We start from the raw sequence: 19212 nt of genomic DNA, 5'->3' as shown, positions 1-19212 counted from the left end.
AGGCCGACCCCTCGCCGAGTGGCGACATCTCGTCACCACTCGGCTCGATTAGGAGCAACGACTCGCGACTCGATGTTGCGTCCGGCCGCACCATGTGTCAGCATTGAGACGAATTGATACCGGTACCAAAACGGATCGGTGGAGGGAGACACATGCTGGGCTTCAACGAAGAGGAATACCTGGAGCAGGTGCGGAGCACCGTCGCGCTCCGACCGCAGATCGAGGAGTTGGCGGAGCGCGTCAGCGCCGGCCGCTGGAAGAACATCTACTTCATCGGAGCGGGCGGCACCTACGCCGCCGCGCTGCCGTACGAGCGCTTCTTCCAGACGCATTCCGCGTTCCCGGTGCGCGCCGTCATCGGCAAGGAGTTCCTGCTCGCGCCCGACCCGCAGTTCGGTCCGGACTCGGTCGCGATCTTCGCGTCCGTCTCGGGCACGACCGAGGACATCCTGGAGTGCGTCGAGTTCGCCCGCGAGAAGGGCGCACTGACCGTCGGCTTCACCGGCTACCCGGAGAGCCCGATCGCGTCCGCCGTCGAGGAGGTGCTGCTCTCGGCACCGAAGGCGTGGCCGTTCGACGTGCAGTTCCTCACGTTCGCGGCCAAGTTCCTGTCGCTGCGCGGCGAGTTCGAGGGCTACGACCGCCTGGTGAAGGACCTCGAGGCGCTCCCGGAGGCGCTCATCGCGGTCTCCGAGCAGGCCGACCCGATCGGCAAGGCCTTCGCCGAGAAGCACGCCGACAACGACTACCACTTCCTCACCGGAGCCGGTCAGCTGTGGGGCTTCACCTACCTGTACTCGATGTGCATCCTGGAAGAGATGCAGTGGCTGAAGACCACCCGCGTGCACGCCGCCGAGTTCTTCCACGGCTCGCTCGAGCTCATCGAGAAGGACACCAGCATCATCGTGTTCGCCGGTGAGGATGAGACCCGCCCGCTCACCGACCGCGTCATCGCGTTCTCCAAGGAGTACAGCGAGGACGTCACGGTCATCGACACCAAGGATTACGCGCTCCCGGGCGTGAGCGACGAGTTCCGCGGCGTGCTGGCGCCGATCGTCGTGGATGCCGTCGTCGACCGCTTCAGCAAGCACCTGGCCCAGGTGCGCGACCACTCGCTGGACCTGCGTCGCTACTACCGCGTCGTGGCGTACTGAGCGGCCACCGATGAGCACGGTGCGCGTCCTCGGTCTCGGGGACAACATCGTCGACCGGTTCGTCGACCGCGGGGTCGAGTACCCGGGAGGGAACGCCGTGAACGTCGCGGTGTTCGCCCGGCAGCTTGGCGCCGAGGCGGCGTACCTGGGGGTCTTCGGCGACGATGAGCAGGGGCGCTTCGTGCGGCAGGCCATCGAGGACTGCGGGGTCGACACCTCGCGGTCCTCGGTGCGCCCTGGCCCCAATGGGGTGACCGAGATCGAGACGGTGGACGGGGAGCGCCGCTTCCTGGGCTGGAACCAGGGCGGCGTCACCCTCAGCGATCCGGTCCGGCTGAGCGCTGAGGACCTGCGCTACGCCTCCGGCTTCTCGCTGGTGCACTCCAGCGCGTACTCCGGCATCATCCCGGAGCTGCCGAAGCTGGCATCCACACGGGCGCTGCGCTCGTACGATTTCTCGTCCGAGCCGGAGTACCGCACCCCTGAGTACCTGGACTCGGTCGGCCCGTGGATCGACCTGGCGCTGGTCTCGCTGGGCGGGCTCTCCCGCACGGACACCTGGGCGGAACTGCGCCGCGTCGCCATTCACGGCCCCTCGCTGGTTCTGGGGACACTGGGGGATGAGGGAGCCGTGCTGTTCGACGGCGACGCGTACTACTACTCCGACGCGGCGCCGGTGCCCGGACCGTTCGTCGACACGATGGGATGCGGCGACGCGTACGTGAGCGCGTTCGTGGTTGAATTGCTCCGATCCGGCTGGCGCAGGAATGCGCGGGCCGGCGGCGCCGCACTGCATCGGTCGATGCGACGGGCGGCACAGTTCGCCGCGCGGCAGTGCACGGTCGAGGGCGCGTTCGGTCACGGGCGCACGCTCGACGAGTCGGTGCGGGTCGGCACGCTGCCGCCGGTGGCAGCGGGCGACGCGAGCTAGGGCGGAGGCCGCCCCGGATCAGGAAGGGGTTGCGATGTCCACGGAGCGGGACCACCGCATCCCCTCGCCGACGATCTCCGAGGTGGCGGCAGCCGCCGGCGTCGGCCGAGCGACCGTCGCCCGGACGCTCGGCGGCTACGGCTCGGTGAGCGCGAAGACGCGCGATCGGATCCTCGCCGTCGCCAAGGAGCTGGGCTACCGTCCCAACTCCATCGCCCGGAGCATGACGACGGGCGAGACGCGGACCCTCGGGGTGGTGCTCGCGGACGTGGGCAACCCGTTCTTCGCGGGCGTCCTGCGGGGGATCAGCGACGCCGCCCGGAAGGCCGACTACGACGTGCTCGTGCTGAGCACCGACGAGGATCTGCAGCGCGAGGCCGCCGCCATCGAGGTGCTGGTCGACAAGCAGGTCGACGGGATCGCACTGGCGCCGGCTGCCGGGCGCAGCGCCGAACTGTCGCACCTCGACATCGTCGCGAAGCGGGAGATCCCGCTGGTGCTCCTCGACCGCCTGGTGGACACCGTCGAGGCCGACGCGGTCGTCATCAACAACCGGGAGTCGTCCCGGCAGGCGGTGCTGTCGCTGATCGAGAAGGGCCACACCCGGATCGCGTTCGTCTGGGGGCCGGTCACGAACGAGCCGGCCGCTGACGCCGACGATCTGCGCCGCATCCTCGACCACGCGCTCTGGAGCGACGGCGAGCGTCTGCTCGGGTACCTGGAGGCCCTCGAGCTCGCCGGCATCCCCTTCGACACGTCCCTCGTGACGCACGTGCTGAAGAACGAGTCCCAAGCGACCCGGGCGGTGCTCGGGATGCTGTCGCTCTCCGACCCCCCGACCGCGATCTTCGCGACCGAGACGGATGCGCTCACCGGGTCGCTGCGCGCCCTGCGGCAGCGCGGGCTGCACTGCCCGGAGAACGTCTCGCTGATCGGCTTCGACGACAGCTCCTGGGCGAGCGTCATGACGCCGCCCATGTCGGTGGTCGCCCAGCCGATGCACCAGCTGGGCGAACTGACAGCGGAGTGCCTGCTGGCGCGCGTCGCCGGCAGCGACGCACCGGTCGCGACCCACGTCCTGGAGGCGGACCTCATCGAGCGCGACTCCGTCGCCCCGCCGCCCGCGCGCTAGTACCTCGCCCGAGGTGCTCGTAGTCGCACTCGACACGCCGTCCGGCCCCGCACCTGCGAGCACCTCGCGACCCCCCCCGGCCGCCCTGCGCGCCTGCGAGCACCTCACCGCTTCCCGCTCCCGGCGCGCCCTCGAGGTGCTCATAGTCGCACCCGACACGCCGTCCGGCCCCGCACCTGCGAGCACCTCGCGAAAACGGTGCCGCGAACATCGCACATTGGACAGTGTTGATACCGGTACCAAAATCACGTATAGTCATCGCAACCGGTCGCTGGATGGCCGGAAGACGATCCAAAGACGGGTCAGCGGACGAACCCGACCGCACGACCCGCACGACGGGAGATGAGCGTGAAGAAGAGCAGGACCATCACGGCAGCGGCGGCGGGTGTCATGGCGCTCGCGCTCACCGCATGCTCGTCCGGAGGCGGAGCATCCGCCGACATCACGGCCAAGCCGGACTACTCGGGCAGCATCAGCATCCTGACCGCTGCCCCAGGCGACCCACTGGGCTCGTACTTCGAGACTCTGGTGAACGACTACAAGAAGCTCCACCCCGGCGTGAAGATCACGCTGGCGCAGGAGACCGACGACAACGCGATCAAGGACAAGGAGAAGGTCCTGATCGGGTCGCAGTCGCTTCCCGACATCTACTTCAGCTACGCCGGCAACTGGGGCGAGAACTTCGCCGCCAACGGACTCGCCGTCGACCTGAGCTCGGTGATCGCGCCAGGCACTACGTGGGGCGACACCTTCGGCGAGGGATCGTTGAACGCCTTCAAGTACGACGGCAAGTACTACGGAATCCCGCAGTACGTCGACGGCAAGTTCATAGGCTACAACAAGAAGATCTTCTCCGACCTGGGGCTCAGCGTCCCGAAGTCGCTCGATGAACTGATCTCGGACTGCTCGACGATCAAGTCCGCCGGCTACGTGCCTGTCGCCTTCGGCAACAAGGACGGCTGGCCGGGCTTGCACTACCTGGGCCAGCTGTTCGCCTACGACGTGCCGCAGAAGACGCTCACCGCCGACCTGCTCCCGAAGACCGCGAAGTACACCGATCCGGGGTACCTGCAGGGCATGAAGCAGTTCCAGCAGCTGGTCACCCAGTGCACCGGCGACGCGGGCAACTCCAACGGCGTCACGTACACCACCGCCCAGCAGCAGCAGGCGACCGGCAAGGCGGCCATGTACTACCAGGAGCTCATCGAGTTCGACTCGGTGAACACCAAGGACAGCCAGCTCAGCAAGGACGGCTTCGGCATCTTCCCGCTGCCCGCGGCTCAGGATGCGAAGGGCGACACCTCGACGCTCGAGGCGGCCCCCGAGGGCTACATGATCAACAAGAAGAGCAAGAACGCCGCGCTCGCCCTCGACTTCATGAAGTTCGTCATGAACACGAAGAACGCGACCACGTTGTCCTCCCCGCCCTACGGTCAGCCGAGCGCGGTGAAGGATGTGGTCACCGACCAGATCGCCACGCCCGCGGTCGCCGAGGGCACCAAGCTGGTGAACGACGCAAAGTCGACCGTGGTCTGGCTGGACATGGCCAACGTCCCGAGCGTCGGCGACGCGTGGGTCTCCGCCTCCGAGGGTCTCGTCTCCGGCAGCCTCACCCCCGAGGCTGCACTGAAGGCCGTGCGACAGGCGTCCGAGAAGGCGAAATGACCACCACCCAGGCGCCTCAGGCTCCCGTACGGCCGCGGCTCGACCGCGGCCGTACGGCCCCGACCCCGGGCGACGTCGACCCGAAGGCGGTGAAGCGCGGCACCGCGCGCTGGCCGGGGCTGGTCTGGCTCATCCCGGCGCTCGCGGTGCTGGCCGTGTTCGTCTACTGGCCGCTGCTCCAGAACCTGGTCTTCAGCTTCCTGAAGTGGAACATCTACAGCGGTGAGCAGACCTTCGTCGGTGTGGACAACTACACCCAGCTCGCCCAGGACCCGACCTTCTGGCGAGCCCTCGGCAACAACACCTGGTACGCCGCCATCTCCATCCTGTTCCAGGTCTTCGGCGCCCTCGTGCTGGCCGCGATCGTGGAGAGCCTGCGCAACGACCGCTGGCGGAAGGCATTCCGGGCGATCTACTTCATCCCCTCTGCGATCTCGCTGACCGTTGCCGGCCTGCTGTTCTACTTCATCTACCAGCCTCAGACCGGCCTGCTGAACGTCTTCCTCGACAACCTCGGCCTCGGACAGTTCTCGCAGGCATGGCTCGGCCACGAGGGCACCGCGATTTTCGCGATCATCGCGATGAGCCAGTGGCAGGGCTTCGGCTACAGCGTGCTGCTGTTCTCGGTGGCGCTGCAACGCATCCCGCAGGAGCTGTACGAGGCCGCGAACCTGGACGGCGTCGGCCCGATCCGTCGGTTCTTCAGCGTTTCGCTGCCGCTGGTCCGCGAGATGACCGGCCTCATGATGATCGTCACGATCTCGGGCGCCTTCCAGGTCTTCAACGAGGTCATGGTCATGACGAGCGGTGGACCCAACAACTCCAGTCAGGTGCTCGGCACGTGGCTGTACCACTCCGGCTTCGTGACCAACGACTTCGGCTCGGCGGCTGCGATCGGCGTCGCCATCTTCGTCATCACCCTGCTGCTCGCCGCGGCCCAGCTGGGCTACTCGCGCAAGAGGAGAGTGGAATGGTGATCCTCGCCCGTCTCGGCCAAGGCATCCGCGTCGCCCTCATCTGGGCACTGCTGCTCGCGCTCGCGGTCCTGGTCCTCTATCCGCTGCTGTGGATGGTGACCAACGCCCTGAAGACGAATGCCGAACTGTTCGGCAACCCCTTCGCGCTGCCCAGCCAGTGGTTGTGGCAGAACTTCGGCAAGGCCTGGAACCAGGGCGTCGGCGACTTCGTCTTGACGAGCGTGTCGCTGACCGTCCTCGCCACCCTGATCACGGAGCTGATCAGCGCCTGGGCGGCCTACGGGCTGACCAGGGTCGACATCCCGCTGAATCGCACCTTCACTGTGATCGTGCTGGCCGGCCTGATGCTGGCGCCGACCGTCGCGCTGATCCCGCTGGTGAAGCTCTTACAGGCGTGGGGGCTGTACGACACCTTCTTCGGGCTGCTCATTCTGTATACGGCGTTCCGCATCCCGTTCACGGTCTTCCTGATGCGCGCGTACATGCTCGACCTGCCGCGGGAGGTGGATGAGGCGGCCTCGATCGACGGCGCCTCCCGCGCCGCGACGTTCTGGCGGATCATCCTGCCGATGAGCATGCCGATCGTCGCGACCACGATCGTGCTGAACGTGCTGCAGAACTGGAACGAGTACCTGTTCGCAATGATCTTCACCAGCGGCTCGGGCGTGCAGACGCTCCCCGTCGGCCTCGCCGACATGATGTCGAAGAACGGCACGCAGTATCCGGTCGTCTTCGCCGGGATGGTGATGGCGGCGCTGCCGATGGTGATCCTCTTCTTCGTGTGCCAGCGCTACTTCGTGCGCGGTCTTGCCGGCGGCGTCGGCAAGTAGCGAGCGCCCTGACCCGGCAGCGTCCCCGCCTCCCCGGCGCCGGAAGCCGCCAGTAGCGACATCTTGTCGCGACTCGGCGCGGATAGGAGCGTCTACTCACGGCTCACGACCCGGGGTACGGCGTGAGGCGTCAGGAGCGGACGGGGACCCCGATGGCCGCCTGCACGCGACCCTCGACGACCGTGAGCACGACGTCCGCCGTCGCGAAGCGGTCCGGGTCGGCTTTCAGGGGGTTGAGCGACCAGACGGTCAGGTCCGCGGGCTCGCCTGCCTCGATCGTCCCGCCCGTCTCCCCGACGCTGCGCCAGTACTCCGTGGTGTAGCCCTGGAGGGTCTCGACGGCGCTGAGCCCCTGGTGCGGCTGCACCGGCTCGACGGCCTCCTGGCCGGCCGGCCGCCGGAGCTGTGCGGCCGCGACGATCTCCCGAGGGTCGTAGGGGGCGATCGGCCAGTCGGAGCCGAGGGTGAGGATGACGCCCCGGTCTTTCAGGTCGCGGGTGCGCCATCCACGGTCGGCCCGCTCATCGCCGAGGCGCCGGGACCAGTTGTCGGTGTGGTCGGCGCGCGTGTAGAGCGTGCAGTGGGTGGGCTGCATGCTGGCCGCCGCGCCTGCGGAGACGATGGCGTCGAGCACCTCGTCGGGCAGCGTCTCGATGTGCTCGATCCGGTGCTGAACCGGCTGCGGACCGGGATCGAGGGCCCCGAGCGTCTCCGCGACGAACGCGATGCCCTTGTCGCCGATGGCGTGCGTGGTCGTCGGGATGCCGTGCTCGTGGAAGAACCGCACCGCCCGGCGGTACTCGTCCGTGTTCAGCCAGACCGACTTCGTGGAGTCGCCGTGGCTGTCCGGCTCGAACAGCCAGGCCGTGCCGTTGTCGATGGTCCCGTCGATCATGAGCTTCACGCCTCGGACATACCAGCGGCGCCCGGCGAGCTCCTGGTACGCCAGCTGCCGCTCCAGGTCGTCGTCGGTGAACCCGGGGAAGACCGACGGCGAAATGCGGAGCCGGATGGGGAGGTCCCGCCGCCTCTCCAGCTCGTCCAGCAGGTCGAACGAGTCGGTCGCCATCAGGTCGAGCATCTGGCCGGCGACGATCCCGGTGGCCGCCATCCCGTCGAGCAGCGCGCCCAGCTGCTCGACGCGGTCGTCGAACGTCGGGTCCGGGATGTGCGCGAGCACGAGCTGCTGGGCGGCGAACTCATTGAGCAGACCCGTCGGGCGTCCGCCGGCATCCACGCCGACAGCCGAACCGGCCGGGAACGTCTCGTCGCCCCGCACCCCTGCCGCCTCGAGCGCCGCACGGGAAGCCACAGCCGAGTGCCCGTCGAACAGGGTGATGAACACCTTGCGTCCGCCGGTCACACCGTCGAGCAGGTGGTTGCCGACGACGCCGTCGCCGAAGACGACCGGGTCGAGTCCCCAGGCGAGCGTCCACTCTTCGTCGTCCGGACGTGTCGTGAGGTATTCGGTGAGCGCATCCCGAACCCCGCTCGCCGTGGTGATCCCGGACAGGTCGAGGCCCCGCGTCAAGATCAGCCCCATGACCGGGTGGATGTGCGCGTCGACGAATCCGGCGGTGATCGTGGCGTCGCCCAGGTCGAGCACCAGGGCGGCTTCGTCCTGCCATGCGGACGCCGTCGCGCTGTCGGCGGGCGCGACGCCCGCGATCCGGCCGTCGCGTATGGCGACGGCAGTCGGTCCGGAGGATCCGCCTGCGGCGATCGCCTCCGGTGTCAGGACGGTGCCCGCGGCCAGCAGCAGGTCGATGGTCATTCTGCGCCTCCGATGCGGCGGTAGACGGACGGTCGGGTGCGCTTCCAGACGATGGCGAGCACCACACCGAGGACGAAGACGAGGGACACCGACGCGAGCACCAGCGCGTTCACCACCGGACCGCCCGAGGTGAGCAGGTCGAGGTTCACGCAGAGGAGGTAGAGGGCACCGAGCATGAGGAGGCCCGACAGGACCGCCGCGGGGATGGTGTACCAGTGTCGCGGCAGGCTCCGGTTGCGCACGAAGAACACGACGACAGCCGCGCAGGTGATGACCTGGAGGCCGATGATCCCGAGCACACCGGGGCTGTTCACCCACAGCAGCAGTTGCAGGTACGGGTCGCCTCCGATCGCGGCGAAGAACCCGACGACGACGAGCGCGAGCAGCGTCTGCACCGCCCCGGAGACCGCCGGCGAACCGAACCGGTTGACCCGGTGCAGGCGGGCGGGGAGCACGCCGTCGCGTGCGAGCGAGAACGTGTAGCGGTTGATCGCGTTGTGGAAGGCCAGCTGGCTGGCGTACACGCTGGTGATGATCAGCAGGTACATCGTCAGCTCCGCCCACGGCCCCAGGTAGCGGCCGGCCAGCTGGAACACCAACCCGGCCGTGTTCTTCGCCGCGGCCTCCTGCGCGTGCGACTCGCCGAGGGCCACGACGATGGCCCAGACGATGAAGCCGTAGAACACGGCCATGAAGGCGACCGAGATGTAGGTGGCGCGCGGGATGGTCTTCTCGGGCTGCCGGGCCTCCTCGCGGTACAGCGCGGTCGACTCGAAGCCCATGAAGGCGGCGAATCCGATACCGACGACGGCGAACAGGCCGGGGTTGAGGAGGGCGTCCGGGCTGAACGTTCCGAAGGTGATGCCCTGCGCTCCGCCGCGCACGAGCACCGCGATGGCGAAGATGACGAGGATCAGCGCTTCGAGGGAGAGCAGCACGCCGAGCACCTTCGCGCCCACGTCGACGCCGCGGTACGCGACGGCGAAGACGGCGAGGATGCCGACCAGTGCGATGACCCACCAGGGCACATCGATCCCGAACTCGTTCTTCAGCAGGTCGTGACCTTGAGCGCCCAGCAGTCCGTACAGTCCGATCTGCAGAGCGTTGTAGGAGAACAGCGCCACGAAGGAGGAGCCGAGGCCCACCGCCTTGCCCAGCGACTCGCTGATGTAGGTGTAGAAGCCGCCGAGCGCCTTGACGTAGCGGGTCATCGCCATGAAGGCGATGGCGAAAATGCCGAGCACCACGCCCGCGAGTGTGTAGATCAGCGGAGCGCCGATCCCGCCGATCAGGATGGCGAGCGGCGCGATCCCGGCCACGATCGTCAGCGGTGCGGCCGCGGAGATGACGACGAACACGATGCTGCCCGTGCCGAGGGCGTTCTTGCGCAGGCCGGTGGCCGAGGCCTCGCGGTCTGCGGGCGCTCGCGGTGGTAGCTGACTCTTGTCGTCGGTCGTGACATCCATCGTGCTCGGCTCCTTCGCAGAACGCATCGTCTTGCCGACCGGCGGGACGATTGCTTGGAGGGAGGCTAATCGATTAGGCACGCGAAAAGCAAGATGCCTAATCGATTTTTTCATGGGACCGGTCCGCCCTCAGCCTGCGGTCGAACTCCGCACGATGAGGTCGATCGGGACCTCGACACTGCGACCGGCCGCGCCGCCGTCCAGCGCACGCACCAGCTCGTCCATGCAGCGGCGGCCCATCTCGCGCGGGTGGAGGTCGAGGGAGGTCACGGTCGGCTGGTGCACGGCGAGCGCGTCCGAGTCCACGTAGCTGGCGACCAGCACATCCACCCCCGGCACCAGTCCTGCTCCGCGGATCGCGTCCATGGCGACGATGGCCATCCCCTCGGGCGCCGTGATGACGGAGTCCGGGTGCTCCGGCTGCGCGAAGAGCTCGTCGAGCAGCTCACGCACCCGATCGATGGATGTGTCGAACCAGCCCAGCAGTTCCTGCGGCTCGACCCCGTGCTCGGCGCACCACTCGTGGTAGCCGGCGGCCATCTCCCGCCCCCAAGCCATCGACGGGTCGGGCAGCATGACCGCGGGCCGGCGGCTGCCGCGCTCCCGGACGTGGTCGAGGAGCAACCGCATCGCCCTGTTGTGGTCGCCGTGCACGACCGCCCAGGGCGCGGGCAGGCCTTCGGGCGCATGCTCGCCGCTGATGACGGGCTTGCGGCCCGCCAGCAGCCGACTCACCAGTGGGTCGCCGTCGACCGGGTCGATGGTGAGGTAGCCGTCCAGCTGTTCGGTCGCGACCGGGCCGTCGAAGGCCGGCGGCAGCAGCGTGACGAGCATCCCCGACTCCTGGGCCCGCTCGACCGCGCCGTACGCGACGTCCATGTAGTACCGGAAGCTCAGCGTCTGGTCCGGCAGGCACAGCCCGACGACGCCCGTGCGTGAGGTGCGCAGACCTCGGGCGACGCGGTTGACCGTGTAGGCGAGCTCCTCCGCGGCGTCCCGCACCCGCTGGCGGGTCTCCGGCGACATCCGGCCCTTCCCGGCGAGGGCCTGGGAGGCAGTGGCGCGGGATACACCGGCGCGGTCGGCGACATCCTGAAGCGTGGTCGCGCGCTCAGGTCCCATGCCAGCCAGCCTATGTCCTGGTACTGCTTCCCCTCCCTGTCGAGACGCGTGAGACCACGGTCCCGTGGCCGCGGAGCGTAGGCAGCGCGAGAATGGGGAGCACCGCACGCGAGGAGACAACCGTGTCCATCATCCAGACCCCTGACCCGTCCGAAGCGACCGGCGACATCGCCGACATCTACGCAAAGGACATCGCCGACCTCGGCTACGCGGCCGAATACACGCGCGTGATGAGCGTGAACCCGGAGGCGTACCGCGCATTCGAGGCCCTCGTGAAGGCCATCGTCGCGCAGCTCGGCAAGCGCCGCTACGAGCTCGTGACGCTCGCGGCCGCCCAGGCGCTCCACTCCGAGCACTGCCGCCTGGCGCACGGACACAAAACCCTCGCACTCATGGACGAGACCGAGCTGGAGCGCATCGCGCGCGACTACCATCACGCCCAGTTGAGCGAGGCGGAAGTTGCGATGATGGAGTACGCCGAGCGGGTGAGCCTGGACTCCGTGCACATGAGCGACGCCGACAGCATGCGCCTCCGCGAGCTCGGGTTCAGCGACCGCGAGATCGTGGACATCACGCTCGCCGCCGCGGTTCGCAACTACTTCAGCCGCGCCATCCAGGCCCTGGCGGTCGCCGTGGAGGTACCGCCAGACCTGAGCGAGCGCCTCCGCGGAGCGCTCCTGGCGCCGCTGTGAGGGACACCGCACGGATCAGGTCACTCGCCGCATCGCAGGTCTGGCGCTGGGCGACGCCCTCGGCATGCGGCTGAAGCCCTCCGAGCCATCCACGAGCAGGTCGAACAAGAGTCGTAGGACGATCCATATCCGTGCAGCTCCCGCTCAACAAGGAGTGACGGTCACCCCTCGTGCGGCAGACTGCGGGCCACTCGGAACGTCTCGAGGCTCGGGTCTGCCGCGTCGGGGATGACCATCCCGGCCGCGAGACCGCTGCGCAGGTAGTCGACGATCGCGTCGTTGATGACCTCGCCGGGCAGCAGCGCCGGGATCCCGGGCGGGTAGGGCGTGACCTGCTCGGCGGCGACTCGGCCGGCGGCCTCGGCGGCGGGCACCGTCTCGACCGGACCGAAGAACCCATCCCGCGGGAGCATGGCCATCACCGGCTCGAGGTCCGCACTCGACGGCAGCGACACCGGCGTCGGTTCCGGCATCCCCTTCGCCGCGGCGGGCAGCTTCTTCAGCGCCGTCAGCAGCCGGGCGGTCGTCTCGTCGTCGTCGGCGATCGAGATGACCGCCTCGATGCGCCGGTGGTCGTTGATCCCGACGTCGAGGCGGTGCTCCGCGCGCAGCCAATCGGCGACCTGGTAACCGGAGATGCCCAGCTCATTCACGTCGATCAGGATGTGCATCGGGTCGAGTTCGTGCGATGCCTCTTCGGAGATCAGTTCGTCCTTCAGCACGTGCAGCCCCGAGATCTCCTCGATCGCGTCGCGGGTGCGCTGGGTCAGGGCCAGCGCATCCCCCAGCAGCTGCGTGCCGTTCTGCACCATCTGCCGGCGCCAGCCGTCGATCGCCGCGTAGAGCAGCACGTTGGAGCTCGTCGTCGCCAGCACGTCGGCGCACTGCGTGAGGCGGACCGGATCGACCAGCGAGCCCTGCAGGTGGTAGACCGACCCCTGCTCGAAGCCGATCCCCATCTTGTGGACGCTGACCACGCAGATGTCGGCGCCCGCATCCATCGCCCAGGTCGGCAGGTCGTTGTGGAACGGCAGGTGGGCGCCCCAGGCCTCGTCCACGATGATCGGCTTGCCGCGCGAATGGCACACCTCCACGATGGCCTGCAGGTCGGCGCAGGTGCCGTACGGCGTCGGACTGGTGACAACAGCGGCCGAGGCGTCGGGATAGCGCTGCCACATCCGCTCGTACTCCTCCGGTCCCGGCGGGTGAGCGATGTGCTGGTCCTCGTCGTAGCGCGGCGGCACCCAGCGCGGCTGGAGGCCGGACAGCACGAGGCCGGCGACGGTGGACTTGTGCGCATCGCGACCGATGATCAGATCGCCGTTGCCGCGGGTGACGGCCAGAATGGCGGCCTTGACGGATAGCGAGCTGCCGCAAGTGGAGAAGAAGGCCCGGTCGGCGCCGACCGCATCCGCCAGCAGCGCCTCCGCCTTCGACAGGTAACCATTGGACGACTTCCGGTCGTCCAGCCCGGCCGTGGCGAGTACGTCCTCCCGCAGAGCGCCGCCCAGCACCGCGTTGACGCGCTCGTCGGCGCCCCGCCCCTGGCGGTGGCCCGGCGGCGTGAACCCGTAACGGTCGAGGCGGTGGTAGTCGGCCAACGCATCCAGCACGGGGGCTTCGTTGTGATCCATGCCCCCAGCGGTACACCGGCTTCGGGATGTCGTGGAGGGGTTGCCTCAGCGCGCCAGCGTGCGGGCCGGCGACTCTCCGTACGCGTCGAGGTAGCGGCGCGAGAACCGGTCGAGGTCGGCGAAGCCCCAGCGTGCAGCGAGCTCGGCGAGGTCGGTCGTCGCGGGGTCCGAGACGGCGAGGTCGGTGTGGGCGGCCGCCAGCCGCACCCGCTGGAGGTACCCGCCCGCGGTCGTCGACGCGTGCGTGCGGAAGGCCGCGTCGAGCTGTGCAGCCGTTGCCCCCGCCGCCTCGACGATGTCCGCGACGGTGATGGCGAGCGAGGCGTGGTCTTCGATGAAGCGCACGCCGCGCCGGAACCGGTCCAGCTGGCCCGCCGGGGTGAGCCGTCGCTCCTGCGGGTCCGCGGAGAGCGGGAAGCACTGCAACGCGGCCAGCGACAGCGTGTGGAACAGGCTGGCCCGGACCAGCGGATGCCGGAACGTGCCCGACTCCATGTACTCCGCCGCCACCGTGGCCGCGGTCAGCATGTACTCCGAGTGGCGCTTGCCGATCGGGGTGGGGGAATCGAACACCACGGCCAGGTCTTCGTCCCCGTAGGTGATGCGCGCAACATCCTGAAGCGCCCTCGGCGAGAGGAACACGTTGACGATGACCGTTCCCTCGGCCTCGCAGGCGAAGTCGTGGCCGGGCCGGATGAGGAACGGCGCCCGGGTGCCGTTGCCGCGCTCGCCGTCGATCTCCCAGCCGTAGGAGCCGCTGACGACGTTGACGATGCACAGGTCGTCGAACTCGCCCGAGGTCTCCCACTCGCCGCCGATCGAATAGCGTCCCACCGAGAACGAGGGGTCGCCGATCTGATCGACGTCGAACACGAAGCCGGCGTCCGGTTCGGACGCGAACGCGAAACGCCCGCCGGAAGCGGCGAGCAGTGCATCTGCTTCAGCCGGATCGGAGGTGCGACTGCGCAGCCTCGTGAAATCGGCCATCACGTCACGCTATCCGGGGCTGCTGACAATCGGCGGTGCGCTGCGCTGGGGTCACTCCGCGTGCCCCAGCACGTGGACCGGGATGCCGAACGACAGCGCGATGCAGAGGATCCCGCCGAAGAAGACCAGGCCCTGGAATGCCGGCAGCGTATCGGCGAGGCCCAGTAGGAAGATCCCGACCAGGAACAGCAGGAAGCACAGGATGAACGCGATCACATCGCCCATGGTCAGCTCTTCTTTCGTTTGGCGGCCGTCTCCCGGCGGTTCGCACGCTTGATCTCGTCGACCAGTTCGTCCTTGGTCATGCGGGTGCGGCCGGAGATGTCGAGCCGCTTGGCGATGTCGAGCAGGTGCGCCTTCGAGGCGTTCGCGTCGACCCCCTCCTCCGTCGGCGCGTCGGTGTCCCGGCCGCCCGCGGCCTTGCGGTCCGACGGGCCGTTCTTCGCCTTGCGCTCCCAGTGGTCGCCGACCTTCTCGTACTCGTTCTTGAGTGCCGAGAACGCGGTCCGGTGGGCACGTTCGCCTTCGCCGTACTCTTTGACCGCGGAATCGTGGGCTTTCGACCAGAGGGCCTGTGCGTGCTTCTCCGACCGCTCGAGGGTGGAGGGGAGCTCCTGTGATGCGGGCATGATCCTGTGGTACTCCTTCCGCTGCCGGTGGGGCTAGTACTTCTCCACAGCTACCCCTTACCGACGCGTTTTCAACCGGCCGGCGGTCGATGCGGCCGACTTCGATGGTTCGGTGTGAACCGGGATACCGTGGGGGCGTGACCGACGACCGAAGGCCCTCGCCGCTGCTGGATGCCGTCGTGACGGTCGACACGGGAGCGGACGCAGGAGCGGGCTCCGGCTCCCGGCCGGTGTTCGTCCTGGTGCACGGCATCGGCGTCAGCTCCCGGTACTTCGAGCGGCTGGTGCCGGCGCTCGCCGAGGAGGGCCGCGTGGTCGCCGTCGACCTGCCCGGCTTCGGCACCGCCAAGCCGATTCGGCCGCGGCTGGGCCTCTCGATCGAGGAGTTCGCCGACTCCGTGGCCAGGACGCTGGATCGGCTCGGCATCGCGGACGCCGTCATCGTCGGCCACTCGATGGGCACCCAGATCGCCGTCTGCCTCGCTGCTCGCCGGCCGGACCTGGTCCGCGGGCTCGCGCTGCTCGGTCCGGTCATGGCCCCGCAGGACCGCAACGCGCTCAAAGCCGGTGTCCTGCTCGGCATCGACATCTTCCGCGAGGATGCGCGCGGCAACCGCCTGGTCATCGGCGACTACCTGCACTGTGGGGTCCGCTGGTACCTGGCGACGCTGCCCGCGATGCTGACCTTCCGCACCGAACGGGAGCTCGAAGAGACGCGCGTCCCGGTCGTCGTGGTCCGTGGCGGCCGCGACCCGATCGCCCGCGACGACTGGGTGGCGCAGCTCGGCGAACGCTCCAGCGGCCAGGCGGCCGTCGTGCCCGGCGCCGCCCACCTGGTGATGCACGGAGCGCCGTGGCGGACCGCCGCTCTGATCGCCGACGTGGCGAGGGTCCGTCGGTGAGGCGGACGCTGCTGAGGCGGGCCGGCGTCGTCGTGCTCGACTACCTCTACGCGGGCCGCCACCAGCTGCGCGCGGCGTTCGACCGCAGCACGCCGGAGACGCTCGTCGACGGCGGAGGCGACCGCGCGCCGGTCGTCCTGATCCCCGGAATCTTCGAGACCTGGCGTTTCCTCCGCCCGCTGGCCCAGCACATCCACGGGTCCGGTCACCCGGTGCACGTCGTCACGGCGCTGGAGCGCAACCGGATGTCAGTGGCGGAGGCCGCTGGGCTCGTCACCCGGCACCTCGACGAGCACGACCTCACCGGTGTGGTCATCGTCGCGCACAGCAAGGGCGGCCTGGTCGCCAAGTACCTGATGGGCCTGCCGGACTCGGGCGCGCGCATCCGGAGCGCGGTCACGGTGAGCACGCCGTACGCGGGTTCGTCGCTGGCGAGGCTGGTCCCGCTGCCGAGCCTCCGGCCACTGGTGCCGAACACGCCGGGGCTGGTGCGCCTGGCGCTGAACCGCGCCGTCAACGCGCAGATCGTGTCGGTGTGGGGATGGTTCGACCCGCACATCCCGGAAGGCAGCCGTCTCGAGGGTGCGCGCAACATCGAGCTCGACGTCGGCGGTCACTTCCGCATCCTGGCCCGGCCGGAGCTGCTGGCGATCGTGGACGAGGTGCTGGCGCCGGCGGAGTGACGCCGGTGGTGTGACGGCGGGGCTGGTGACGGCGGCGCGGTGACTGCGGGGGCTGTGGACGGCGGCGCGGTGACTGCGGGGGCTGTGGACGGCGGCGCGGTGACTGCGGGGGCTGTGGACGGCGGGGCTTGTGACCGCGGGCCCGTGACGGCGGTGCCTGCGATTGCGGGGCATGTGGAGGCGGCTGCCGCCCACCGCGCGTCCGTTTCCCGCGCGTCCCGCTGCCTGCCCAAGCACTGCGTAGGTGGAGAGCGCTCCTAACTCCGACGCACCGCGGTGCGTCGGAGTTTCCGCCCGCGTCGTGCCCGATTCTCCGCCGGGAGCGGCCGCATCTCCGGCGCAGGCACCCGCCGGCGCGCGGAGGGGCTTGCGTCGGCGGAGAGCGCTCCAAATTTCCGACGCGCCGCGGTACGTCGGAGATTCCGTCCCTCTCGCGACCGATTCTCCGCGCGGAGCGGCCGCATCTCCGACGCAAGCACCCGCCGACCGCGCGGCCGCATCTCCGACGCAAGCACCCGCCGACCGCGCGGCCGCATCTCCGACGCAAGCACCCTCTGTCGCGGCGCCACGCTCGGGCGCTACCCTTCGAGCCAACAACCGGGAGGGCACATGCTGCAGCACCGCCGAATCCACCTGGCCGCCGTCGCCATCGTGGCGGCGACCCTTCTGCTCGCCGGCTGCGCGGGCACCCCGAGCGGCGCGGCCGTCGTCGGCCGCTGGGGCTCCACGTCGTCCGGCCAGCCGAACCTCGACATCCAGAACGACGGCACGTTCTCCGGCACAGACGGCTGCAACCGCCTCAGCGGCCAGGGCCAGATCGACGGCGACCAGATCACGTTCGGTGCGATCGCATCCACCCTGATGGCGTGCGAGGGCGTGGACACGTGGCTGAGCAAGGCCGCGACGGGGAAGGCCTCCGGGAGCACGATGACCATCCTCGACAAGGCGGGCAGCACCATCGGGACACTGAAGCGCTCCGGCTCCTGACCCGGTTCGGTGTCTTGTGCGGCGCATCGTCGCCTCATTAGCGTGTGCCGTGCCACGCCCTGCCACGGCACGGCCGGCGCGGCGGATTCGCGTGCCGTCGGAGGAGTGAAGCAATGACCACTGCAGAGTCGAAGGAGCGGTCGTCGGCCGCCCAGCCGCCCACCAACGCATACACCGGAATCAGCGACCGGACCCAGCTCAACCCGATCTTCGCCCGCCCGGGGGAGGACAGCGACTTTCCGATCGACCGCATCCCGGACGGCGAGTCCCTTCCGGAGACGGCGTATCAGATCGTGCACGACGAGTCGATGCTCGACGGGAACGCGCGCCTCAACCTGGCGACCTTCGTCGGCACCTGGATGGACGACCACGCCGCCCGCCTGTACGCCGAGTCGGCCGACAAGAACATGGTCGACAAGGACGAGTACCCGCAGACCGCCGCGATCGAGACACGATGCTGGAAGATCGTCGCCGGCCTCTGGAACGCACCCGACCCGGAGCTCGCGATCGGCACCTCGACGATCGGCTCCTCGGAGGCGTGCATGCTCGGCGGCCTCGCGCTGAAGCGCCGGTGGCAGCAGGCCCGCCGGGCCGCGGGCAAGCCGACCGACAAGCCTAACCTGGTGATGTCGAGCGCCGTCCAGGTGTGCTGGGAGAAGTTCTGCAACTACTGGGATGTGGAGGCTCGCTACGTTCCCATCAGTGACGAGCACAAGGTGCTCGACGGGCACGACCTCGAGAAGTATGTGGACGAGAACACGATCGGTGTCGTCGCGATCATGGGCGTCACCTACACCGGCATGTACGAGCCGGTCGAGCAGATCTCCGCTGCGCTGGACCGCATTCAGGCGGACTCCGGGCTGGACGTGAAGATCCACGTCGACGGCGCTTCAGGTGGGATGATCGCGCCCTTCCTGCAGAAGAGCCTCGCCTGGGACTTCCGGGTCGACCGCGTCGTCTCGATCAGCACCTCTGCCCACAAGTACGGCCTGGTGTACCCCGGCCTCGGCTGGGTGGTCTGGCGGACGGCGGCCGACCTCCCGGCAGACCTCGTCTTCGACGTCACCTACCTCGGGGGCCACATGCCGAGCTTCGCCCTCAACTTCTCGCGTCCCGGAGCCCAGGTGCTGCTGCAATACTACCTGTTCCTCCGGCTGGGATGGGACGGCTACTACCGCGTGCAGAAGGCGTCTCAGGATGTGGCGCTGTACCTCTCGAGTGAGATCGCCAAGATGCCCGCTTTCGAACTGTGGAACGACGGCTCCGACATCCCCGTCTTCGCCTGGCAGCTGAAGAAGGGGCACACCGACAACTGGACGCTGTACCACCTGTCCGAGCGTCTCCGCCTCAAGGGCTGGCTCATCCCGGCGTACCCGATGCCGGACAACCTTGCCGACCTGACCGTGCAACGGATCGTCGTGCGCAACGGCCTCAGCCGCAACCTGGCCGAGTCGCTCGTGGTGGACATCCGGGAGGCCGTCGACTACCTCGACCGGCTGGAGAGCCCGATGCCGGGAGAGGTGCAGGCCAGCTCGTTCACCCACTGACGCCCGGCGCGCCGCGCCGCTCGCCGCCCGCCGCGCCCGCCCTCCGCCCGCCGCCCGCCGCGCCCGCCCTCCGCGCGGCGCGTCCGGTCCGCTGCCGCTG

At 69.1% G+C, this 19212-nt stretch carries 18 protein-coding genes; 11 read left to right on the top strand and 7 right to left on the bottom strand.

All coding sequences use genetic code 11. From position 1 onward, the window contains the following. Positions 1-152 precede the first annotated feature (152 nt). From AB4079_RS07285 to AB4079_RS07260, 6 genes are all read left to right on the top strand, one after another. A complete protein-coding gene (locus AB4079_RS07285; protein ID WP_441786624.1) occupies positions 153-1154 on the top strand; it encodes an SIS domain-containing protein in 1002 nt (333 codons plus the stop codon). 10 nt (positions 1155-1164) lie between these two features. Further along, entirely contained in the window at positions 1165-2085 is a 921-nt protein-coding gene (locus AB4079_RS07280; protein WP_441786623.1) for a PfkB family carbohydrate kinase, read from the top strand. 34 nt (positions 2086-2119) lie between these two features. Then, entirely contained in the window at positions 2120-3217 is a 1098-nt protein-coding gene (locus tag AB4079_RS07275) for a LacI family DNA-binding transcriptional regulator (RefSeq protein ID WP_441786622.1), read from the top strand. A 342-nt stretch (positions 3218-3559) separates the two neighbouring features. After that, positions 3560-4882: an ABC transporter substrate-binding protein gene (locus AB4079_RS07270; protein WP_441786621.1), complete on the top strand. Its 1323-nt coding sequence runs from the start codon at positions 3560-3562 to the stop codon at positions 4880-4882. Continuing rightward, the gene (locus AB4079_RS07265) at positions 4879-5859 is read left to right on the top strand and encodes a carbohydrate ABC transporter permease (RefSeq protein WP_441786620.1); all 981 of its coding nucleotides are present in this window, start codon (positions 4879-4881) and stop codon (positions 5857-5859) included. The genes AB4079_RS07270 and AB4079_RS07265 overlap by 4 nt, the downstream gene beginning before the upstream one ends. Continuing rightward, a complete protein-coding gene (locus AB4079_RS07260; RefSeq protein WP_441786619.1) occupies positions 5853-6689 on the top strand; it encodes a carbohydrate ABC transporter permease in 837 nt (278 codons plus the stop codon). Before AB4079_RS07265 ends, AB4079_RS07260 begins: the two co-directional genes overlap by 7 nt. Positions 6690-6819: 130 nt before the next feature. Here AB4079_RS07260 and AB4079_RS07255 read toward each other — a convergent pair whose 3' ends face one another. The 3 genes from AB4079_RS07255 to AB4079_RS07245 all read right to left on the bottom strand — a co-directional run bounded on the left by AB4079_RS07255 (position 6820) and on the right by AB4079_RS07245 (position 11051). Beyond that, complete coding sequence (locus AB4079_RS07255) at positions 6820-8463, bottom strand: amidohydrolase (RefSeq protein ID WP_441786618.1); 1644 nt, start codon at positions 8461-8463, stop codon at positions 6820-6822. Further along, entirely contained in the window at positions 8460-9929 is a 1470-nt protein-coding gene (locus AB4079_RS07250) for an APC family permease (protein WP_441786617.1), read from the bottom strand. Before AB4079_RS07250 ends, AB4079_RS07255 begins: the two co-directional genes overlap by 4 nt. Positions 9930-10058: 129 nt before the next feature. Beyond that, entirely contained in the window at positions 10059-11051 is a 993-nt protein-coding gene (locus AB4079_RS07245; RefSeq protein ID WP_441786616.1) for a LacI family DNA-binding transcriptional regulator, read from the bottom strand. A gap of 122 nt (positions 11052-11173) precedes the next feature. Between AB4079_RS07245 and AB4079_RS07240 the strand changes: the two genes are divergently transcribed. Continuing rightward, on the top strand, positions 11174-11743 hold the full coding sequence (locus AB4079_RS07240) for a carboxymuconolactone decarboxylase family protein (protein ID WP_441786615.1): 570 nt from the start codon (positions 11174-11176) through the stop codon (positions 11741-11743). A 161-nt stretch (positions 11744-11904) separates the two neighbouring features. Here AB4079_RS07240 and AB4079_RS07235 read toward each other — a convergent pair whose 3' ends face one another. Genes AB4079_RS07235 through AB4079_RS07220 form a run of 4 tightly spaced genes read right to left on the bottom strand, consistent with a single transcriptional unit; the run spans position 11905 to position 14993 of the window. After that, positions 11905-13377, bottom strand: coding sequence for an aminotransferase class I/II-fold pyridoxal phosphate-dependent enzyme (locus AB4079_RS07235; RefSeq protein ID WP_441786614.1), 1473 nt, complete (start codon positions 13375-13377; stop codon positions 11905-11907). Between the two features lie 45 nt (positions 13378-13422). Then, positions 13423-14364, bottom strand: a complete 942-nt coding sequence (locus tag AB4079_RS07230; RefSeq protein ID WP_441786613.1) for a helix-turn-helix transcriptional regulator — start codon at positions 14362-14364, stop codon at positions 13423-13425. 51 nt (positions 14365-14415) lie between these two features. Beyond that, positions 14416-14589, bottom strand: a complete 174-nt coding sequence (locus tag AB4079_RS07225) for a hypothetical protein (protein ID WP_441786612.1) — start codon at positions 14587-14589, stop codon at positions 14416-14418. A gap of 2 nt (positions 14590-14591) precedes the next feature. After that, complete coding sequence (locus tag AB4079_RS07220) at positions 14592-14993, bottom strand: ChaB family protein (protein ID WP_441786611.1); 402 nt, start codon at positions 14991-14993, stop codon at positions 14592-14594. A 137-nt stretch (positions 14994-15130) separates the two neighbouring features. On the opposite strand from AB4079_RS07220, the gene AB4079_RS07215 reads away from it, so the two are divergent. From AB4079_RS07215 to AB4079_RS07200, 4 genes are all read left to right on the top strand, one after another. Further along, the gene (locus AB4079_RS07215; RefSeq protein WP_441786610.1) at positions 15131-15895 is read left to right on the top strand and encodes an alpha/beta fold hydrolase; all 765 of its coding nucleotides are present in this window, start codon (positions 15131-15133) and stop codon (positions 15893-15895) included. Then, positions 15892-16578, top strand: a complete 687-nt coding sequence (locus AB4079_RS07210; RefSeq protein ID WP_441786609.1) for an esterase/lipase family protein — start codon at positions 15892-15894, stop codon at positions 16576-16578. The genes AB4079_RS07215 and AB4079_RS07210 overlap by 4 nt, the downstream gene beginning before the upstream one ends. A gap of 609 nt (positions 16579-17187) precedes the next feature. Then, positions 17188-17565, top strand: coding sequence for an META domain-containing protein (locus AB4079_RS07205; RefSeq protein ID WP_441786608.1), 378 nt, complete (start codon positions 17188-17190; stop codon positions 17563-17565). Positions 17566-17678: 113 nt separating this feature from the next. Further along, the gene (locus AB4079_RS07200; protein ID WP_441786607.1) at positions 17679-19112 is read left to right on the top strand and encodes a glutamate decarboxylase; all 1434 of its coding nucleotides are present in this window, start codon (positions 17679-17681) and stop codon (positions 19110-19112) included. Positions 19113-19212 lie beyond the last annotated feature (100 nt).

The sequence above is a fragment of the Leifsonia sp. 2MCAF36 genome (assembly GCF_052115525.1).
Lineage (GTDB): Bacteria > Actinomycetota > Actinomycetes > Actinomycetales > Microbacteriaceae > Leifsonia.
The sequence above is the reverse complement of the archived record's forward strand: the minus strand, read 5'-3'. Positions and strand labels throughout refer to the sequence as shown.